This is a genomic window from Fictibacillus sp. FJAT-27399 (genome assembly GCF_001510655.1).
GTDB classification, from domain to species: Bacteria; Bacillota; Bacilli; order Bacillales; family Fictibacillaceae; genus Fictibacillus_C; species Fictibacillus_C marinisediminis.
In genome coordinates, this window is record NZ_LMVC01000001.1 from 158,018 (window position 1) to 174,837 (window position 16,820).

The 16,820-nt window shown below is 44.0% G+C and carries 15 protein-coding genes and 2 riboswitches; of the genes, 9 read left to right on the plus strand and 6 right to left on the minus strand.

The window, feature by feature from the left end; all coding sequences use genetic code 11:
• Positions 1-46 precede the first annotated feature (46 nt).
• The gene (locus AR335_RS23435; RefSeq protein WP_156418811.1) at positions 47-205 is read right to left on the minus strand and encodes a hypothetical protein; all 159 of its coding nucleotides are present in this window, start codon (positions 203-205) and stop codon (positions 47-49) included.
• Positions 206-515: 310 nt separating this feature from the next.
• On the opposite strand from AR335_RS23435, the gene AR335_RS00860 reads away from it, so the two are divergent.
• Together AR335_RS00860 and AR335_RS00865 are read left to right on the plus strand one after the other, a co-directional pair.
• Positions 516-1,190 carry a YIP1 family protein gene (locus AR335_RS00860; RefSeq protein ID WP_062231275.1) on the plus strand — a complete coding sequence of 225 codons (675 nt, stop codon included), beginning with the start codon at positions 516-518 and terminating at the stop codon, positions 1,188-1,190.
• Positions 1,191-1,204: 14 nt separating this feature from the next.
• On the plus strand, positions 1,205-2,347 hold the full coding sequence (locus AR335_RS00865; protein ID WP_062231278.1) for an efflux RND transporter periplasmic adaptor subunit: 1,143 nt from the start codon (positions 1,205-1,207) through the stop codon (positions 2,345-2,347).
• A gap of 16 nt (positions 2,348-2,363) precedes the next feature.
• Here the strand turns inward: AR335_RS00865 and AR335_RS00870 are convergent, their stop codons facing one another.
• The gene (locus AR335_RS00870; RefSeq protein ID WP_369795787.1) at positions 2,364-4,133 is read right to left on the minus strand and encodes a B12-binding domain-containing radical SAM protein; all 1,770 of its coding nucleotides are present in this window, start codon (positions 4,131-4,133) and stop codon (positions 2,364-2,366) included.
• Between the two features lie 155 nt (positions 4,134-4,288).
• On the opposite strand from AR335_RS00870, the gene AR335_RS00875 reads away from it, so the two are divergent.
• From AR335_RS00875 to AR335_RS00890, 4 genes are all read left to right on the plus strand, one after another.
• Positions 4,289-4,582, plus strand: coding sequence for a 4a-hydroxytetrahydrobiopterin dehydratase (locus AR335_RS00875; protein WP_053354818.1), 294 nt, complete (start codon positions 4,289-4,291; stop codon positions 4,580-4,582).
• Positions 4,583-4,606: 24 nt separating this feature from the next.
• Complete coding sequence (locus AR335_RS00880) at positions 4,607-5,503, plus strand: fumarylacetoacetate hydrolase family protein (protein ID WP_062231283.1); 897 nt, start codon at positions 4,607-4,609, stop codon at positions 5,501-5,503.
• 66 nt (positions 5,504-5,569) lie between these two features.
• Positions 5,570-6,994: an NAD-dependent succinate-semialdehyde dehydrogenase gene (locus tag AR335_RS00885; protein WP_062231284.1), complete on the plus strand. Its 1,425-nt coding sequence runs from the start codon at positions 5,570-5,572 to the stop codon at positions 6,992-6,994.
• A 42-nt stretch (positions 6,995-7,036) separates the two neighbouring features.
• On the plus strand, positions 7,037-7,825 hold the full coding sequence (locus tag AR335_RS00890; protein WP_053354815.1) for an SDR family oxidoreductase: 789 nt from the start codon (positions 7,037-7,039) through the stop codon (positions 7,823-7,825).
• Between the two features lie 288 nt (positions 7,826-8,113).
• Here AR335_RS00890 and AR335_RS00895 read toward each other — a convergent pair whose 3' ends face one another.
• Positions 8,114-9,307 carry an ornithine--oxo-acid transaminase gene (locus AR335_RS00895; protein ID WP_062231286.1) on the minus strand — a complete coding sequence of 398 codons (1,194 nt, stop codon included), beginning with the start codon at positions 9,305-9,307 and terminating at the stop codon, positions 8,114-8,116.
• Between the two features lie 149 nt (positions 9,308-9,456).
• Between AR335_RS00895 and AR335_RS00900 the strand changes: the two genes are divergently transcribed.
• Together AR335_RS00900 and AR335_RS00905 are read left to right on the plus strand one after the other, a co-directional pair.
• Entirely contained in the window at positions 9,457-9,819 is a 363-nt protein-coding gene (locus AR335_RS00900; RefSeq protein WP_062231288.1) for a DUF1516 family protein, read from the plus strand.
• 97 nt (positions 9,820-9,916) lie between these two features.
• Positions 9,917-11,689 (plus strand): bifunctional diguanylate cyclase/phosphodiesterase, encoded by a 1,773-nt coding sequence (locus tag AR335_RS00905; RefSeq protein WP_062231290.1) that lies wholly within the window; start codon positions 9,917-9,919, stop codon positions 11,687-11,689.
• 23 nt (positions 11,690-11,712) lie between these two features.
• On the opposite strand, the gene mtnA is transcribed toward AR335_RS00905, so the two are convergent.
• The 3 genes from mtnA to AR335_RS00920 all read right to left on the minus strand — a co-directional run bounded on the left by mtnA (position 11,713) and on the right by AR335_RS00920 (position 15,092).
• The gene (gene mtnA / locus AR335_RS00910) at positions 11,713-12,762 is read right to left on the minus strand and encodes an S-methyl-5-thioribose-1-phosphate isomerase (RefSeq protein ID WP_062232507.1); all 1,050 of its coding nucleotides are present in this window, start codon (positions 12,760-12,762) and stop codon (positions 11,713-11,715) included.
• A 5-nt stretch (positions 12,763-12,767) separates the two neighbouring features.
• Positions 12,768-13,979, minus strand: coding sequence for an S-methyl-5-thioribose kinase (gene mtnK, locus AR335_RS00915; RefSeq protein ID WP_062231292.1), 1,212 nt, complete (start codon positions 13,977-13,979; stop codon positions 12,768-12,770).
• Positions 13,980-14,060: 81 nt separating this feature from the next.
• Positions 14,061-14,214, minus strand: a riboswitch (SAM riboswitch).
• Between the two features lie 92 nt (positions 14,215-14,306).
• On the minus strand, positions 14,307-15,092 hold the full coding sequence (locus AR335_RS00920) for a carbon-nitrogen family hydrolase (protein ID WP_062231294.1): 786 nt from the start codon (positions 15,090-15,092) through the stop codon (positions 14,307-14,309).
• Between the two features lie 96 nt (positions 15,093-15,188).
• Here AR335_RS00920 and AR335_RS00925 point away from each other — a divergent pair, with 96 nt between their 5' ends.
• Complete coding sequence (locus AR335_RS00925; protein ID WP_062231296.1) at positions 15,189-16,361, plus strand: pyridoxal phosphate-dependent aminotransferase; 1,173 nt, start codon at positions 15,189-15,191, stop codon at positions 16,359-16,361.
• 87 nt (positions 16,362-16,448) lie between these two features.
• Positions 16,449-16,557: riboswitch (SAM riboswitch) on the plus strand.
• The last annotated feature ends 263 nt before the right edge of the window (positions 16,558-16,820 follow it).

Consider the following 16,820-nt stretch of genomic DNA (forward strand, 5'->3'; position numbering starts at 1 on the left):
GTCGAAAATTGACCTTCAGGCAGCCTCTTTTTGGCTTGAAAAATCTTCAATGAAAAGTTAATTGAAGGTGGAAGATTAGAGACTCCTGCGGGACTAGCGTGACAGGTGAGACTCCCGCCGGTGCTTGCACCAAAAAGTAGGCGTTCACGCCGGTAAGGCTCACCGCACGCCCCGCGGAAAGCGAGCAGCCTGGAACGGAAATCAACAGCTTACAGACTTCTTGGACAGCCCCGTTTTTTTAGTAGATGATCCCGTGATCCACGATATTCACAGTGACCTTCGCGGATAGAGCAATTTTGGGAAAGTCCTTCTCCCAATCGGTTTTTTTCCAGATCTGAATGATAGGCGTTCAGCTCTCGGCCGATGCCAATCGTGTAAGAATTTGCCTTTTAAAATCATTCGGAATAGAGGGTTTTGTAAAAATAAAAATACGTTATTTGCCAAATCAAGACAAAATAGATAAAAAAATTGTGATATGATGGAGGAAAAAGAAAGTAATGGAGGGGGACCATAAGTTGCCGGGTGAAGTGCATATTTTGAAAAGTCTGGTTCAGCCCAGGGAGCAATTTGGTTATTTCCGCCGGTTTAACAGAGCGGAAGGATTTTTTTTGCGGTTTTTGATGATCTGTATCGTAAGTGCCTTTATGACTGCGATCAGTTATTTTCTTTCAGCAGAACATCTGCTGGATATGCCGATTGTAAAAGAAGTGAATTTAACAGAAACCAAACTGCAGGCAAGCAAATATTTATTAATGGTGGCAGGAGGCTTGATCGGCTTAATAACGCCTGCTGTTGTTATATCTTTGATGTCGATTGTTTTTCTTCCTTTCTTTAGAGAGGTTGGTTTTAAGAAACTCTTTGTTCTTCAATCGATTGTTTATTGTGTTTTCTTAATTTCCGCCCTCATTAAGCTTCCGTTTCAAGGGATGCTTGACACGAATGAAGTACTCAGCCCGTTAAGTCTAGGAGTCATCGCCAATTACATGACCAATAACGCGTTTATCATATCCCTTTTTGGATTTATGTCGCTATTTACCGTTTGGGCATTTTATTTAACGTATACCGGATTAAAACAGGCGAGCTATAAATCGAAGACCTATATCATTGCTGCTGTATCGCTTTTATACATAGGGTTCATACTGTTGTCCTCACTGACCTATGCAATGCAATATGGCCAGCTTACTTTATAATGGGGGCCCACATTGTGAATAAAAAAATCATTTTTTTAGGAATTGGAGTGTTCTCCGTTCTATTACTGGCATTGAATGGATGGATTTTCTCGAAAGACAAAAGTGCATTTGCCAGAGTCCAGAATGTCCACCTTGCGTCTGCAAATGTGATGGATATTAAGCGGACAGTCATGACAAAAGGTGTTGTCGTTCCGGCAGAAAATGAAACATTCTATGTCCAGGATAAGCTAGGATATGTTAAAGAGATGGAAGTAAAAGCAGGAGACGAAGTTACACCTGGCACTGTCCTTTTTACGTATGAGAATCCGGAGCTTGAGAAGGAAGTCCGCAGCCTGGAACAGAAAAAGGAAGAAACTGCAGTAAAAGAAACGTATTATAAAGATCTGCAAACAAAGCTTCAGGCACAGGCTGATGCGCTTGGTACGGATAAAAAAGAAGAAACAAAGAAGAACCAGCTTGAAAAAGATCAGGCGAAAGCAAAAATGGAAAGTGAACTGGCCGCTGCAAGGAACTCTTCCATCGATGAGCAGCTTACAAAGCTTGCAGAAGAAAAAGAAAACTTATCCATTAAGAGCAATACTCAGGGAGTAGTGAAGAGCGTCAATCAAGGCGCCTCCGAGGGAAGTATGCCGATCGTAGAGATCGTTTCCAAAGATGATGTTCAGATTAAAGGAAATCTGACAGAAGAAGATTCCCTGATCGTAGAGGCAGGTGAAAAAGCGGTCATCCTTTCTCCAGCTATTGAAGACAAGCAGTGGAAAGGAACTGTTTCACAATTTCAAGATGCCAAAAAAAGCAATGAAGGATCAGCTTTTCCTTTTACGGTAAAAATGGATCAGGCGAATAACTTAAAGATCGGACAGCATCTGCAGCTGAAGCTGAAACCTGTTATTAGAGAAAAAGCCGTTGTCATCCCAATGTCATCCCTTATAAAAAACAAAGGAAAGCCATTTGTTTACACGGTGCAAGAAGGATACTTAAAGAAAAGGGCAGTACGCACAGGTTTATCGTACGGGAAATGGATAGAGATAAAAGCAGGAATCCGTCCGGAGGAAAAAGTTGTCTCAGACCCAACGTCATACTTGACGGAAAATACGGAAGTCAACGTTCCTAAAGCGAAAAAAGCTAAAGACAGCAAAAAGGATGCCCCTAATTAAGGACATCCTTTTTTATTTATACAGAATGCAGTTCTTCAAGCATAATGCGCTCAAGCGGAATGGTGTAGTGTTCCGGTTCATGGGTCTTCGGATGGTAATAGATCAAAGAAAGAACAGGGTTATCTTTAATTTCATGTGTCTGGAGGTAGTGCTGCAGATCAAATGGAACTAGATCGAGCACGGTATGCTTTATAAGATCCTTCTCACTTAAACCATACGCTTTGAACTCTTCCGAAACAAGTTCAGGATGATTTTTAATCCAGCGGTTATAGTGGTCTGTTTCTGTTTTAGAAAGGGTTTCCTTCCACCACGAGCGGTGCGGACGGTGTTTTTTACGAGAGAAATAATCGTATTTCATTAGACTCTCGATCACCTCTTCATGTACTGTCCCGCTATGCTGCAAGAACTCCTTAAGCCGTGCAAATAAATCCTCCAGCTGGTGTCCAATACGTGACCAGCCTTTGCTTTCCCAATAATCTCCGTATTCCTGGAAAAAATCGAACGGTGATTCGAACACATGATGGATGAGATAATGAAGCGTCTCGTCCATTCGGTGGTCGTTCCAGTATTTTTCCAACACATCCTCTACACGCTTAATCTTTATGATTTCGTCAAACGAAAGCACGTTATTGCCCAAAATCTCATAAGGAGAGTGATTCATATAAACATAGTCATGACGGTCAGCAGTCAGGCGCAAACCGGTTCCTCGAAGCATCTTTAAGAAGCCGAGCTGTACTTCTTCCACACCGAATGCGAAAACATCATTAAACGTTTTACGGAAGGAAGCATAGTCTTCTTCTGGAAGCCCGGCGATGAGATCAAGATGCTGTGCTATCTTTCCGCCTTCTTTTACGGTCATTACCGTCCGCGTAAGTTTTTCGAAGTTCTGTCTTCGCTGTACAAGTTCGTTGACATGATCATTGGTGGATTGTACGCCGATTTCAAAACGGAAAAGCCCTGCAGGTGCATTTTCATTAAGATAGGCAATGACCTCAGGCCGCATGATATCTGCTGTGATCTCAAACTGAAATACCACGCCAGGTCTCCTGTTTTCAATAAGGAACTGAAACATTTCAAGCGCGTAGTCACGTTTGATGTTAAAGGTACGGTCGACGAATTTGATCGTCTTCGCCCCATTATCCATAAGAAAGATAAGATCGTCCTTTACTTTTTGGATGTCAAAATACCGGACACCCACTTCAATGGAAGAGAGACAGAACGCACAGGAATAAGGACAGCCTCTGCTTGTCTCAAAATAGGTCACCCGCTTGGAAAGCTGATCCAAATCTTCATGGAAACGGTAGGGGCTTGCAACGGTTTTGAGATCTAATTTTTCGCGCGGCGGGTTAATCGTTGGCTTTCCTTCTTTTCTCCAGGCCAAGCCCGCTACCTTTTCATAGCGTTTTTCTCCGGAGTGCTCTGAAAGAAAATGTTTAAACGAGATTTCACCTTCGTTTACGATAATGAAATCAGCATCTGGAATTCTGTCTAACCAATGGGCCACGTCATAGGAAACCTCAGGGCCGCCAAGGATAATGGCTGTTTCCGGGCTGATCTTTTTGATCATCTCGATGACTTTTATCGTTTCTTCAATATTCCAGATGTAACAGCTGAAGCCAAGTACATCGGGCTTTTTCATATAGAGGTCACTCACGATGTTAATCGCGGGATCTTTAATGGTATACTCGGCCATCTCAACTTGGAAATCCGGTTCGCTATAAGCCTTTAAATACCTGAGTGCCAGGCAGGTATGAATATATTTTGCATTGAGTGTGCTCACTACAATGTTCACAGCAATCCCTCATATCTGTTAATTTTATTCAACAAATTATTTTATCATAAAAAAATAGGGAAATAAAACGGATCTGTTAACCGAATATTTTGACGTTTAAACAATCGCTCGGTTATAGTTTTAATAAGGGGCAGAAAGGCGGATTTCGGATGGATGAAGTGCTGTCAGAGGAAGTGATTGAACGATTTATTGAGAGGCATCCGGATTGGAAGCTGACAAACGGAAAATGGCTGGTGAAAAAATACCGATTCGAAAATTATTTGAACGGGATTGAATTTGTCAGTGAAGTGGGACAGCTTTCAGAGAGTTTTCAGCATCATCCTTATATTACAGTGAACTACAAGCTTGTCACCGTTAAGCTTACAACGTGGAGTTTGAGCGGGCTGACGCAGACAGACCTCAAAATGGCCGTCCTTTTTGATGAAGCATTCAGTAAACTCTAAAGAAAGAAACGGAAGGTGAAGCCTATGAAATTAGTAACAGCTCGCTATCAGAATGATTTATTTTTAGGCAAACTGATCGAGGAACAAAATGTAGTGTTCAATCTTAGTATGGCTGCGAAAGAAAAAAACATGGAATTACCTGCAACCATGCTGGAAGGAATACAGCTCGGTGCTGCATTTTTGGATAAAATCAATCAATTATCAGACACTTTTCACGAAAACCTGCTCTTTACATACGGTCTTGACGACCCTGATCTACAATGGCTCGCTCCTATTCCGCGGCCGGCAAAGAATATCTTTTGTGTTGGAAAAAATTATAAGGATCACGCCATTGAGATGGGCAGTGAAGCCGATATTCCAGAACATGTCATGATGTTCTCTAAAGCTCCTACGTCTGTTATCGGCCATGGAGCAGGCATTCCAAGGCATAAAGGTATTACAGATGAGCTCGATTATGAAGGTGAGCTGGCAGTTGTCATAGGGAAGATAGGAATCGGCATCCCGGCGGAAGAAGCGATGGACTATGTTTTCGGCTATACAATTATCAACGATGTAACGGCCAGAGACTTGCAGAAGCGCCATAAGCAATTTCTAATCGGAAAAAGCCTGGATGGTTCCTGCCCGATGGGGCCATGCATCGTGCCGAAGGAATACCTGGGTGATCCCCATGAACTGAAGCTGATCACCAAAGTGAACGGCGAGGTCAGGCAGGATGGCCATACGAAAGACTTTATTTTCACCATACCAGAAATTATTAAAGCGCTTTCGGCCGGCACAACCCTTGAACCTGGTGATATTATCGCAACGGGGACACCGGCTGGAGTAGGTAAAGGATTTAAGCCGCCTAGACTTCTTAACAGTGGAGATCAAGTGGAAATTACGGTAGAAGGAATCGGAACCCTCAGCAATGAAGTAATCTAGCACGTTTTAAGGTCATGTAGAAAAGGAAGAGTAGAAAGACATTCAACGATTGAGGAGGCAAGGCCGATGGAAAAAGTACTGTATATTAATGGAGAATGGACCGGCAGTGATTTAAAAAAGATTGAGGTGTTAAATCCCGCGAACGGAGAGCTTGTTGGAACGGTTGCTTCGGCTGGCAAGGTGGAAACCCGTGCAGCGATCGAAGCTGCCCATGAAGCTTTTGGCCCTTGGTCCCGCTTAACAGCCTATGATCGTTCGGCCTATTTGGACAGGCTTTATGATCTGATGATTGAACAGAAGGAAGAGATCGCGGAAATAATGACAAAAGAAATGGGTAAACCATTGAAGGAGTCGCTGGGTGAGGTTCAATATGCAGCTTCTTTCATTCAGTGGTATTCAGAGGAAGGCAAGCGTGTGTATGGCCGCTCTATCCCGGCTTCTGCTGAAAACAAAAGGATGCAGGTGATCAAACAGCCGGTTGGTGTCGTGGCGGCGATAACGCCTTGGAACTTTCCGGCGGCGATGATTACCCGAAAGCTTGGCCCGGCTTTGGCTGCAGGCTGCACATTTATTGTAAAGCCACCGAAAGAAACTCCGCTGACGGCTATTAAACTGGTAGAACTCTGTGAAAAGGCTGGTTTTCCAAAAGGCGTTGTAAATCTGCTCACTGGTCCGTCTTCGGTAATAGCCGAAGAGATTATGGACAGTGACAAGGTGAAAAAGGTGACTTTTACAGGATCGACGGAAGTGGGAAAAATGCTGATTGAGCAAAGTGCCAAGACTGTAAAAAATGTATCCATGGAACTAGGCGGCCATGCTCCTTCAATCGTCCTGGATGATGCGGATCTTGATAAAGCGGTGAAAGGCATCGTCGCTTCCAAATTTAGAAACGCAGGCCAGACCTGTATTTGTATCAACCGTGTGTATGTCCATGAGAACAAATATGAAGAGTTTACAAAATTGCTTGTTGAAGCGACGCGCAAGTTGAAAGTTGGAAATGGAATGGATGAAGGCACAGACATTGGTCCGATCATCAACAGGGACGGCTATGAAAAAATCAAAGAGCATGTTGATAATGCGGTTGAAAAGGGAGCAACTTGTGTTTTGGGCGGAAAAGGTAAGGACGAAGGCAATGCCTGCTTCTATGAACCTACTGTTCTAAAAGATGTAAACCATGACATGCTTATTATGAATGAAGAGACATTCGGGCCCGTACTTCCTGTGCAGAAAATCAGTACAGATGAAGAGGGAATCAGGCTTGCAAACAGCAGTCCATTTGGCCTTGCGGCGTATGTTTACACAGAAAGTATGTCGAGAGGCACACGTTTGATCGAAGGGCTTGACTACGGCATCATTGGCTGGAATGATGGTGTCCCTTCCGCTGCTCAGGCACCATTTGGAGGATTCAAGGAAAGCGGCATCGGCAGAGAAGGCGGTACGGAAGGAATGGAAGCGTATCTTGAAACGAAGTACGTTAGCATTGTCATCTGAATTAATTTTTAGTAAGCGCAGGAAGTGGGAGGGGATTAAATTATGGATTTAGGGTTAAGAAATAAAGCAGTGCTCGTTCTTGCCTCCAGCAAAGGACTTGGACGGGCAACAGCGATGAAATTTGCCGAAGAAGGTGCGGCTGTCATGATTACGAGCCGTGATGAAAAAGCTTTGATGGTAACTGCGGATGAGATCAGAAAGAAAACAGGAAGCCGGATTGAGTATGCTGTATGTGATATTACTCAAAAAGAAGAGATTACGCGGCTCGTGAAAGCAGCCGCAGACGCGTTCGGGAAAATTGATGTCCTCGTAAACAACGCTGGTGGACCGCCGGCTGGGACTTTTGATTCGTTCGGGGATGAAGAGTGGGAGTTTGGGTTCAATCTTACCCTTATGAGTTTGGTTCGTACTGTTCGTGAGGTTCTTCCTTATATGAGGGAGAATGGTGGCGGCAGAATTGTTAACATTGCCTCTTCTTCATTTAAACAGCCGATTGATGGGCTCATTCTATCCAACACGTTCAGGACTGCCATCAATGGCTTGTCGAAAAGCTTATCTCAGGAGCTGGGCAAGGACGGCATCCTCATTAACACGATCGGCCCTGGCCGTATCGGTACCGACCGGGTGGCGGAGCTAGACAGTAAAGCTGCAGATGCGAATTCAGTGAGCCCTGAACAGGTGAAGGAACAGATGGAAAAGAGCATTCCGCTCGGCCGATATGGTACACCAGAAGAATTTGCTAAGACCATTGTTTACTTAGGCTCGGAAGCCAACACCTACATTACAGGACAATCGTTCCTGATTGACGGAGGTATGGTGAAGGCGCTATAAGAGAGGAAAGCATGGGCTGCTTGAAGAGCAGTACCCATGCTTTTTTTTGGGTCTTTTAAACGGAATTGAGCGAATTGGGGCAGTAATTGAGCGAAACAAGGAAATAATTGTGCCAGAAACCCAGGGAATTGAGCCTAACTCGAAATAATTGATCATTACTGAATTTTCTGTCTTTTTCGCGTGTCAATTCACACGCGCGGCCTCACCTCACTCCACCCATTCTCTCGGATCAGTAGTCCAACAAAAAAACAGGCTGGAAGTACTTCCAGCCTGTTTCTGCTTATTGTGTTAAACAGATAATACTTTTTTTATACGATCGATCGCCCAGTCCAAATCTTCGTTTGAAATGATGAGCGGTGGAGCAAAACGGATAACGTTTTCGTGTGTTTCTTTGCAGAGGAGCCCTTCTTCTTTCAGCTTCTCGCAATATGGGCGGGCCGCTTCGCTAAGCTCAACCCCGATGAATAATCCTCGTCCGCGGACTTCTGTAATGACCGGATTATCAATCGATTTTAGTTCGTTCAAGAAGTGCTCTCCTAGCTGCAATGAACGCTCAACCAGATTTTCTTCTTCAATAACTTCAAGAGAAGCAACAGAAACAGCAGATGCAAGCGGGTTTCCGCCAAACGTTGATCCGTGGCTGCCTGGATTAAATACGCCAAGAATATCTTTATCAGCAGCTACACAGGAAATTGGCATAACGCCGCCGCCTAATGCTTTTCCGAGAATGTACATGTCTGGAACAACTTCTTCCCAGTCGCAGGCAAACAGCTTACCTGAACGGCCTAATCCAGATTGAATCTCGTCCGCTACAAAAAGGACGTTGTTTTCTTTACAAAGCTCTCGTGCTTGTTTTAAGAAACCTTCCGGCGGGATCACGATTCCTGCTTCACCCTGGATCGGTTCCATGATGAAAGCTGCCGTATTCGGTGTGATCGCTTGCTTCAGCGCATCAAGATCACCGTAAGGAATCAGTTTGATGCCAGGGAGCATCGGCCCGAATCCGCGTTTATATTCTTCATCAGAAGACATGGAAACCGCTGTCATTGTACGGCCGTGGAAGTTGCCTTCACAAGCGATGACTTCTGCCTGGTTGGCAGGAACGCCTTTTACGTCATACGCCCAGCGACGGACAGTTTTAATAGCTGTTTCAACCGCTTCAGCACCTGTGTTCATCGGAAGAACCATGTTCTTTCCTGTGAGATCAGTTACTTTCTCATAAAAGTTACCAAGCTGATCATTGTGGAAAGCACGAGATGTTAACGTGATTCGGTCTGCCTGATCTTTTAAGGCTTGAATAATTTTAGGATGTCTGTGCCCCTGGTTTACCGCAGAGTAGGCACTGAGCATATCCATATATTGGTTTCCTTCCGGGTCATAAACCCAAACACCTTCGCCTTTGGAAATGACTATTGGAAGTGGGTGATAGTTATTCGCCCCGAATTGTTCTGTTTTGGAGATGATGTTTTCTGTTTTAATCATATCTCTCACTCCAATCTGTAGTTTATGGTGAATCCTTTTACATTATAGCAATGAAAAGGCTTTCTTCCTACCTTAAATTCTCGTATTTCCCGAGCTGAAAAAGTTCGTGGTATAGTAAAGTGGAGGATTATACATAGGAGGAAATAAATATGTTGCATATGCATGTCTTTTCGTGGGGTATGGCGCTTATTCTGTTCTTTGTGACTTATAGCCTATACAAAAGAAAAAATAAAAAAATTTCTAAAATTCTTCATATGATTTTGCGCCTGCTCTATGTAACGACCATTTTTTCGGGTGCTGCGCTCATTTATTTGTGGATTCAGGCCGGTGCCGTGAATATTGGTCCGCTTATTGTTAAAGGTGTACTTGGGCTGGCTGTCATTGGACAGATGGAGCTTATGCTTTACGGTGAAAAACGCAATGAACTGAAAAAAACCCGCTGGATCACTTTTGTTCTTGCGCTGGCTCTTGTGTTTTATTACGGCTATTCTGTATTGCCGATGAGCTTTTAATGAAGCGATGATGTTTGTGTAAACAAATGAGCAGCCGATGCCGATATAGAATACAGAGAACTGTATATTGGCATTTGAATAGATCGAGGTGCTCATGATGAAGAATGATAACGAAGAAATAATGGCACTGTCTCATTTAGTGAAAGCATCAACTGTTGAAATGATTAAGCTAAATGCCAGCCTCCAAGAATCTGAACAGCGCTATAAATCTCTGTTTGATCATAACCCTGACTTGATCTACTCTATGGATCTCACAGGCATGATTACGAGTGTGAACGCCTCTTTGACCAGAATGCTTGGGTACAGACAGCCGGAAGTATTGAAAACAACGGCGATCACCTATGTTTCAGAGGAAGATAAATTAAAGGTAAGCAACTGCTTTAACCTCACCATACATGGGCAGACGCAATGTTTCACAGCTAAGCTTTATCATAAAAAAGGGCATGCGCTCGAATTCTGCATCACCAACCTTCCGATTATCGTTAACGGAGAGGTGGTTGGTGTTTATGGGATCGGTAAGAATGTTACAAAGCAAAAGGAAGCAGAAGAAAAAATCGTTCACCTTGCGTTTCATGATCTATTGACCGGACTTCCAAACCGAATGCTATTTGAACAGCATCTGGAAAACTGCTTAAGGAAAACCATGGAAAACGGAGAAAAGGCTGCGGTTGTTTTTATTGATCTTGATCAGTTCAAAATGATTAACGAGAGTCTTGGGCATCAAGCCGGAGATCATTTTCTTAAGTATGCGGCAAAACAGCTGAAAAAAAGAATCGGACGGCAATGCATGCTGTCACGATATGCCGGAGACGAATTCATGGTTGTCATCAACGAGCTGTCAGGTGTGGAGGAAGCCGGAAGGGTAAGTGAGAAACTATCAGAAACTCTGGCTGTTCCTCTTATTTATAATGATCAGGAATTTGTTCTGACAGCCTCGATGGGAATCAGCATTTATCCGGATGATGGACTTACTCCGGATGTTTTGATCAAAAATGCCGGAATTGCTCTTCACCGGGCAAAAGCAAAAGGCAGGGGAGAGCGGGAGTTCTTTAAAGGCGAGATGAACGAGTTCACGATTGAACGGCTTGCCATGGAGAGCTTTCTCCGGAATGCCATTCCAAAAGGTGAACTGTCACTGTATTTTCAGCCCCAGATTAGTTTGGATGATGGCAAGGTCATCGCACTCGAAGCTTTGGTCCGCTGGAACCATCCTCGTCTTGGAATTGTTTCCCCGGGAAACTTCATCCCTCTTGCTGAAGAGACCGGACTGATTGGGAACATTGGGAGATGGGTATTAAATGAAGCATGTCAGCAGCTGAAAAAATGGCATGAGACGATGAACAGTGAGATCTCTATATCCGTGAATGTTTCAGGCAGGCAATTTCAAAAGCTGGATTTTGTGTATGAAGTGAAAGAAGCGCTTCAGCGATCTAAAATTGACCCAAGGTTCCTTCATTTGGAGCTGACAGAAAGCATGATGGTGGAAAATGTACAATATGGCATTAACATCATGAAAGAACTGAAGGAGCTCGGCATTAAAATATCCATCGATGATTTTGGCACGGGATATAGTTCATTGAGCTACTTAAAAGATTTTCCAATCGATATTCTTAAGATTGATCAATCATTCATCCGCAACCTTACGAAATCTGATCACAGTTCCACAGATGCAGCCATCGTCAGAGCGATCATCACGATATGCAAAGGGCTTTCCGTAACAGCTCTTGCTGAAGGGGTGGAAACAAAACAGCAGCTTCTTGTGCTGAAGGATTATGGCTGTGATCATGTACAGGGGTTTTTCATCGGGAAACCGGTCTGTGCGGCAGAAATCGAAGAATTGTTTCATACGTACCATACAAAAAGCTCGTGACCCAAAAGGGCCGCGAGCTTTTTTTAGCTATTAAAAAAGTTTGCAAGCTGTTTTTTATAATTTCCTGACGCAATTCCCCTCTCGGTAATGATGGCGGTAATGTACTCATGGGGAGTGACATCAAAAGCCGGATTGAATACCTTCACGCCTTCTGGTGCGATGGGTTCTCCCTGAAAGTGGGTCACTTCTTCTGCCGGTCTTTCCTCAATGGGAATATCATCTCCTGTTGATGTGTTCAAATCGATCGTTGATAGAGGAGAGGCTACATAAAAGGGAATGCCGAGTGCTTTTGCCTGCAAGGCTAGTCCGAACGTCCCGATTTTATTTGCGGTATCTCCGTTGGCAGCGACTCTGTCACAGCCGACGATGACCGCAGCGATGTTTTTTGTTTTAAGTGTATGGGCAGCCATGTTATCCGTAATCAATGTTACATTAATTCCTGCCTGCTGCAGCTCCCAGGCTGTTAAACGCGCCCCTTGAAATACCGGTCTTGTTTCATTAGCGTACACCGAGAGGTCCCAGCCTTTTTCTTTTGCTAAATACATGGGAGCCAGAGCTGTACCATACCGGGAAGTTGCAATTCCGCCAGCGTTGCAGTGCGTCATCAAACAATCCCCGTTTTTCAGCAAGGTCAATGCGTATTCCCCGATTTTACGGCAAGTTTCTTCATCTTCCCGCTGAATGAGAAGAGCCTCTTGCTCGATCAGCTGAACCGCTTCCTCAGTATCTCGGGCTTGTTCGGCAGAGCCTGTGACCCGGTCGAGGGCCCAGAACAAATTAACCGCAGTGGGCCGGGATCCGGCAAGGTAAGCTTTTTGCTGAAACAGCTTTGACTTGAACTCGTCATACGGCATGGATATGTTGGCCTTTGCCCATAACACGATTCCAAAAGCTGCGGCGATTCCAATGGCAGGTGCGCCTCGCACTTGCAATTTTTTTATGCAATCCCACACTTGTTCAATTGTCGTAACATTAATGTAGACGGTATGGCGGGGAAGCTGCTGCTGATCAAGCAGCAGAAGATGATCCCCTTTATATCTCAGTGATGAAATCCAGGTTTCTGTCGTACTCATAATCATTAAACACTCCTGATGTATGTGATAAATTCATCGATATTTTTTATGCTCTCAGCGTTCTTTACCCAATCGCTTCCAAGCTTCAGCACACGTTTTTTTAACTCGATTTGGCCATTGAAGTCTTCAATGGAATCAAGATCTTCGACATGGGCAAGCCCAATCGTGCGGCGGATCACTTCACAACCGGCAAAACCAATCATATCTGTAAAAATGCTATTTAAAATCTCTTCCTCAAATCCAGGAAGTTTGGTTGCAGACTCTACACCCTCTGTTTTCCACAGTTCTCTGTAACGGGCAGTGAAGGTTTCCCAAGTGTCTTTGATCACGCTGAGCAAATAGCTCTGATATTCTTCGCGCCTAAGAGAGTCAGAGATATGAAAGGACTGTGAGGCATGATTCAATGCAATATTGGCAAAAAAGTGGGCGATATCAAAGCCTTGAGGCCCATAATAAGCAAACTCGGAATCTATTAATTTTGTAGAAGTTTCGGTAACGAAAATACTTCCGGTATGGAGGTCACCATGCAACAGAGCCTCTGCACGCGTCAAAAATTTATATTTTAGAGAGGCAGCTCTCTGTTTGAGGAGAGTATCACTCCATAGTTCGGAAACGGCCTCCTTCAGCTCGGAAGGAAAATCGTTGGTGTCGAAGTCATAAAACGGGTCAGTAAATACAAGGTCTTCGGTAATCTTGCAGAGTTCAGGGTTTGTAAACGTCTGGACAAGCTCTTTCTTCTCGAAAGGATGCAAGTAAAAATCACTCGTATAGAACAGGCTTTTGGCAATAAATGTGCCGATGTGCTGTGCGAGATGAGGATATTTGACCCCTTCGATCAGACCTTTCCGCAGAATCACGTGAGAAGATAAGTCTTCCATTACAGTGAGAGCGAGATCCTGGTCTGTATAAAAAACTTCTGGAACATGCTCAGGAGCAAATTCTGCTGATTTTATTAAAGAGCTGCTTTCAATCCTTGCCCTGTCCAGTGTAAGCGGCCAGCTTTCTCCCACGACTTTGGCATAGGGAAGTGCCTGCTTTACGATAATGGATTTACCTGTATCTTCTTCGATTAGCCGAAATACAAGGTTAAGATTACCGTCACCAATCTCATTGACTTTAATGTTTTGATAATCAGATAACAGTTCGAGTTTTTGTGCCAGCTCCACCACGGTTTGTTCATTCAGTTGTTCGTAAGATTGTTTGAGGGTTGTTGCCATCTATACTACCTCCGGAATATTTTGTATGTAAAAAGGCCTCTTTTCTGTAAGAAAAGAGGCCTGGATGTATAGTTTCCACGCCTCTTATCTTGCAAAACAAAGTTTTGCTGGAATTAGCACCGTGCCATACTGGATCTCCAGGCTTCTAGTAATAGACGCCCCATTTCACAATGGTATTACGGTCGGTTGCTGGGTTTCATCGGGCCAAATTCCCTCCACCTGCTCTTGATAAGAGACAACAAATATAAAATTGTTAGAAAAAACAGAATGCAATAATAATTTACAATGGCAATCATACAATCTTATCCATTGTCTGTCAAATCTTTTTTAATAAAATTCTGGACGTCTGTCTTCAAACACAGGGATTCTGTTTCTTACTTCTTCAACAAGATCAGTGTCGACCACAGCAAACAAAATGGTCTCTTCTTCTCCGTCTGTCTCTGCAATAATTTCTCCCCAGGGATCAATGACCATCGTGTGACCTGCGAACGTGTTGTTCTTATCACTGCCGACCCGGTTGCATGCCACAACGTAGCATTGGTTCTCAATGGCTCTTGTTATTAGCAGGTTCCGCCAGTGGCTCAGCCGCTGCGCCGGCCACTCGGCAGGAACAAACAGGATAGAGGCGCCTTCAAGAATATGGGCGCGAATCCATTCAGGGAAACGGATATCATAGCAGATAACACCGGCAGCAGGAACGTTTTCCAGCATGAAATTTCCTTTGCGGGAGCCCGGAGCAATATATTTTTCTTCCTGCATTAGCCGGATCAGATGGAGTTTACTGTATTCGCCGGTCTGCTCACCTTTTCGGTTAAAGGCATACATGGTGTTATAGATTCCTTCATCCGTTTTCTTAGCGATGGAACCTGCAACAATGTTCACTTGGTATTTGCTGGCAAGGCCGCTCATTAATCGTTTGATCTCATCGCCGTTTGTATCTCCTATCTCATCTAGCCTTTCTAGATCATAGCCTGTAGTCCACAGTTCAGGAAGAACAATCACATCAGGTTTTTTTTTTGCTGCCTGTTCAATTCTTTCTGAAGCCCTCTTAATATTTTCCTTGGGATTGCCAAGCTGAATATCCATTTGAATCGCTGCAACAGTAAGTTTCATGCTATCCTCCATTAAACGTTTTGACAGATTTTAATTAAGCGTATAACATAATTGATTAGAATTTCAAGAAAATTACGAAAGACAGGATGTGTAACCGTGAAACAATTTCAGCAAGCAGAAGCTTTATCGCGGCTGCCTGAACAATTTTTTGCAAAGCTGGTAGGCAAGGTGAGTGCTGCTGCTTCTAAAGGGCATGATATTATCAACCTTGGCCAGGGAAACCCTGACCAGCCAACTCCTCCGCATATTGTGGCCGCTTTGCAGGAGGCTGCTCATAACCCGCAATATCATAAATATTCTCCGTTCAGGGGTTATGATTTTTTAAAAGAGGCAGTTGCTGAACATTACAAGAAAGAATTCGGCGTAGACGTTGATCCTAAAAAAGAAGTATCTGTCTTATTCGGAGGTAAAGCGGGTTTAGTAGAGATTTCACAATGTTTTTTGAACAAAGGTGACCTAGCCTTGGTCCCGGATCCTGGATATCCCGATTACTGGTCAGGACTTGCCATGGCGGAAGCTGAGATGAGCATGATGCCTCTTAAAGAGGAAAATGATTTCCTGCCTGATTACGCTGAAATCTCACAAGAGGATGCAGAACGGGCAAAACTCATGTTCTTGAACTATCCGAATAATCCAACGGCGGGTGTAGCCACAGTGCCGTTCTTTGAAGATACAGTAAGCTTTGCTGAAAAGCATAATATTTTAGTCGTCCATGATTTTGCCTATGGAGCCATCGGATTTGACAACGAGAAACCGGTCAGCTATCTGCAGGTTCCTGGTGCGAAAGAACAGGGTATCGAAATCTATACGATGAGCAAGACGTATAACATGGCTGGCTGGAGAGTAGGCTTTGCCATCGGGAACGAGAGTGTGATTGAAAGCATTAATCTTCTTCAGGACCACTTCTATGTCAGCCTTTTTCCAGCTGTACAGGAAGCTGCAGCTAAAGCACTCCTGGGGCCGCAGGAGTGCGTGGAAAACCTGGTAGCCATGTATGAAAAACGGCGTGATGTGTTTATTTCAGGATTGAAGGAGATCGGCTGGGATGTGACTGCCCCTAAAGGATCCTTCTTTTGTTGGCTACCTGTTCCCTCAGGATTCACATCTGAAAGTTTTGCAGATTATCTTCTGGAGCATGCACATGTCGTTGTTGCACCAGGCATCGGTTTTGGCAAAGAAGGAGACGGTTATGTTAGAGCAGGGCTATTAACGGATGAGAACAAGCTGAAGGAAGCCGTTGATCGGATAGCCCAGCTAAAATTATTTTGATAGTGTTGAACATTTCAGAGATTGACAGATTTTTTGTTACCTGTCATAATCACAAGTAATTCTAACATTCGAATAATTTTATTTATTCTCTTATCAAGAGCAGGTGGAGGGACTAGCCCTATGAAGCCCGGCAACCGGCTTATCCTTTAGGATAAAAACGGTGCTAATTCTTGCAGCGGCAGCTGACAGATGAGAGGAAGCGGTATCTTTGTGTTTATTATGCCTCTTCCCTCGGGAAGAGGTTTTTTAAGTTAAGTGTAAAGCGAGTACAAAATAACGCTGGCATAGAAGTAATGTCCAGCTCCAGCGCCCAGGGCTGAAAACATGTTTCTTGTTTTCGGCTCAGGTCCTCGGAGGACGAATTGAAAAACACAATTCGTCTTTGGTCTCTTCACTCTTACTCCACAACACAAAAAGCGTGTTGCTGTGTAAGAGTTCCGGCGCTTGTCGGACCTTAGC

Bases quoted from the DNA above. Each gene is read 5' to 3' on its own strand.
- AR335_RS00875 (WP_053354818.1), top strand. From the start codon at position 4,289: ATGGATGAAGTGCTGTCAGAGGAAGTGATTGAACGATTTATTGAGAGG.
- AR335_RS00880 (WP_062231283.1), top strand. From the start codon at position 4,607: ATGAAATTAGTAACAGCTCGCTATCAGAATGATTTATTTTTAGGCAAA.
- AR335_RS00885 (WP_062231284.1), top strand. From the start codon at position 5,570: ATGGAAAAAGTACTGTATATTAATGGAGAATGGACCGGCAGTGATTTA.
- AR335_RS00890 (WP_053354815.1), top strand. From the start codon at position 7,037: ATGGATTTAGGGTTAAGAAATAAAGCAGTGCTCGTTCTTGCCTCCAGC.
- AR335_RS00895 (WP_062231286.1), bottom strand. From the start codon at position 9,307: ATGATTAAAACAGAAAACATCATCTCCAAAACAGAACAATTCGGGGCG.
- AR335_RS00900 (WP_062231288.1), top strand. From the start codon at position 9,457: ATGTTGCATATGCATGTCTTTTCGTGGGGTATGGCGCTTATTCTGTTC.
- AR335_RS00905 (WP_062231290.1), top strand. From the start codon at position 9,917: ATGAAGAATGATAACGAAGAAATAATGGCACTGTCTCATTTAGTGAAA.
- mtnA (WP_062232507.1), bottom strand. From the start codon at position 12,762: ATGAGTACGACAGAAACCTGGATTTCATCACTGAGATATAAAGGGGAT.
- mtnK (WP_062231292.1), bottom strand. From the start codon at position 13,979: ATGGCAACAACCCTCAAACAATCTTACGAACAACTGAATGAACAAACC.
- AR335_RS00920 (WP_062231294.1), bottom strand. From the start codon at position 15,092: ATGAAACTTACTGTTGCAGCGATTCAAATGGATATTCAGCTTGGCAAT.